This is a genomic window from Halorubrum sp. SD612, assembly GCF_002135005.1.
The window spans coordinates 1-2,428 of the sequence record NZ_NEWI01000260.1 but is presented as its reverse complement, the minus strand read 5'-3'; the positions used below and the strand labels follow the sequence as shown (position 1 = coordinate 2,428).

Here is a 2,428-nt window from a genome sequence, read left to right as displayed (position 1 = left end):
CCTTACTGCCCCTGCCCCCGCCTCGCGGCGGCCCCTTTGAGCCCCGCCCCGCACAGCACCGCAACCTCACGCCTCCCCAACCTCGCGGTTCGCTCGGGACTCCCTCCGGTCGCCCGCGTCGCTCACCGCGTCCCTCGCGCGGTGCTGTCGCCGGCGCTTCGTGCCGGCTTCCAGAGGGACCGGAGGTCCCTCGCGGCTCGGCCGCGATGCGGCCTCGCAGGCACGCAGGGAGGCGCGACGCGCCCCTTGCAGCCGGTGGCAGAGCCGCCGGCGACGCCACCGCAGTTCTATTTATAAACCAAGCCGCGGCCAGCCCGGCGCGTGACCCTCGTTCCGTTCAGCGATCTGGCCCGCGCGGCGTACTGCCCCCGACAGCTCTACTACGTCCGGCGCGACGACGAGCGGAGCGTCCCGCCGAAGGCGCGCGAGCGCGTCGACCTCGCGTTCCGGTACGACGAGTTGGTCGACGCGTCGGACCGGACGCTCCGGGAGCTGCCGCTCCACCGGTCGCCGGCCGCCTACCGTCGGAATCTGGACCGGCTGCGCGAGCGCGAGGAGTACGACTCCCTCGTCGACCCCGCGAGCGAGCGCGGCTTTCTCTCGGGCAAGGACTGCCACGGCACCGTTCACAAGGTGCTGGAACCGGACGACGGAGCGGCCGGCACTGACGGCTCCGAGCAGGCGCCGGCTCCGATCCCGACCCTCGTGTCGTCAGGCGAACCGCCGGAGAACGGCGTGTGGGAGCCGCAGGCGGTCCGCGCGGTCGGGCTCGCGAAGGCGCTCGCGTGGGAGCGCGAGCGGGAGGTCGAGCGCGCGCTGGTCGAGTACCCCGCCGTCGGGGTCGTCCGCGAGGTCCGGCTCACGCTCCGGAAGAAGGCGGCGTATCGCGAGGCCCTGCGCGCGGCGCGATCGATCGACGGGCCGCCGCCGCGCGTCGACGACGACCGGTGTGACGCCTGCGACTACGCCGGCGAGTGCGGCACCCGACGGCGGTCGCTGCGCTCGCTGCTGGGGTGAGGAGCGCCGGGCGGGGCCGCGACCGCTTCCGTCGAGCAGCCCGCCGTCCTCAGGGGGAAAAGGTCGTGCCGCACTCCGTACAGGTGAACCGGAACCGCCCCGCGTCGGTGAGTTCGGTGTCGTGGACGCGCTCGCCGCCGCACCCGCGGCACTCGACGATCGACTCGATCCGGTCCCAGTCGTGGCGCGCGCCCGGGGCGCCGATCGCCCACGCGACCACCTCCTCGTCGGCGTCCTCGGGCACGAACCCGGACTGGAACTCGCCGGGCGAAAAGCGGATCAGCTCGTCGGGACCGACCTCGACCTCGTCGCGCTCGCGCCCGACCTCGAACGTCGCGGTGCCGGCGAGCACGTAGAATATCTCCTCCTGATCGTTGTGAGTGTGAAGCCCGCCCGAGAACGCGTCGCCGGGCGCGAGCTCGAAGTAGTTCATCGCGACGTGGTCGGCGCCGAGCGCGCGCGAGACCGGCTTTCGGAGGTCGTGGACGTCCATGGGGTTCGTGACGACGTCGACGTCGTCGATCGCGACTCGCTCCATGCGGACCGATCGCAGGGGGATCCCCTAACGGTGTCGGCGGTCGCATCGAGGGGGCGCCGACTAACCGCGGCGAGGATTCCTCAGCGAAACCCGGATCACAGCGAGGATCGCTCGGCCATACCTGACGCGACCCGGCAGTTTATACGTGTGTACACTGTTCGCACGGGTACGAATGACGCGAGACGAACGCGTTCGTTCGGAGGATAGAGGAAGTCGCCTCGCGGCGGCTGGCCGCGAAATTCTCCGACGATAACGACTCCGGGGCACGACCGCCCCGCGGCGGCACCGACCCCGAAACCACCGCAGAGCCGACGGAATCCCTTTTGACCCGAACCACACTCACCGACCGCGACGAGGTACAGCTGTTAGACACCACCCTGCGCGACGGCGAACAGATGCCCGGCGTCTCCCTGACGCCCGGCGAGAAGGTCGACGTCGCCCGCGAGCTCGACGCCGCCGGCGTCCACCTGATCGAGGCCGGCTCGGCGTGCACCTCCGAAGGCGAGCGCGAGGCGATCCGCCGCGTCGCCGACGAGGGGCTCGACGCGACGGTGACGAGCTTCGCCCGCGGGGTGAAACGCGACGTCGACCACGCGCTCGACTGCGGCGTCGACGGCGTCAACCTCGTCGTCCCGGCCTCCGACAAGCACGTCGAGACGAAGGTGGGGTCGACCCGCGACGAGGTCGTCGAGACGACCGTCGAACTCGTCGAGTACGCCAAGGACCACGGCCTGTGGGTGGAAGTGCTCGGCGAGGACGGCTCGCGCGCCGACCTCGACTACCTCGAACGCCTGCTCGGCGCCGGGCTCGACGCGGGCGCGGACCGGATCTGCTACTGCGACACGGTCGGCGCGGCCGACCCCGAACGGACCG

The 2,428-nt window shown here is 71.7% G+C and carries 2 protein-coding genes and 1 pseudogene; 2 read left to right on the top strand and 1 reads right to left on the bottom strand.

Annotated elements, in window-relative coordinates:
* Positions 1-321: 321 nt before the first annotated feature.
* Positions 322-1,017: a hypothetical protein gene (locus tag B9G38_RS16095; RefSeq protein ID WP_086221050.1), complete on the top strand. Its 696-nt coding sequence runs from the start codon at positions 322-324 to the stop codon at positions 1,015-1,017.
* 49 nt (positions 1,018-1,066) lie between these two features.
* Here B9G38_RS16095 and B9G38_RS16090 read toward each other — a convergent pair whose 3' ends face one another.
* Positions 1,067-1,555 carry a cupin domain-containing protein gene (locus B9G38_RS16090; protein WP_086221049.1) on the bottom strand — a complete coding sequence of 163 codons (489 nt, stop codon included), beginning with the start codon at positions 1,553-1,555 and terminating at the stop codon, positions 1,067-1,069.
* A gap of 323 nt (positions 1,556-1,878) precedes the next feature.
* Here B9G38_RS16090 and B9G38_RS16085 point away from each other — a divergent pair.
* Positions 1,879-2,428, top strand: a pseudogene (locus B9G38_RS16085) (2-isopropylmalate synthase); the annotation flags it as partial.

Coding starts and splice junctions, on each gene's coding strand:
- B9G38_RS16090 (WP_086221049.1), bottom strand. CDS start 1,555: ATGGAGCGAGTCGCGATCGACGACGTCGACGTCGTCACGAACCCCATG.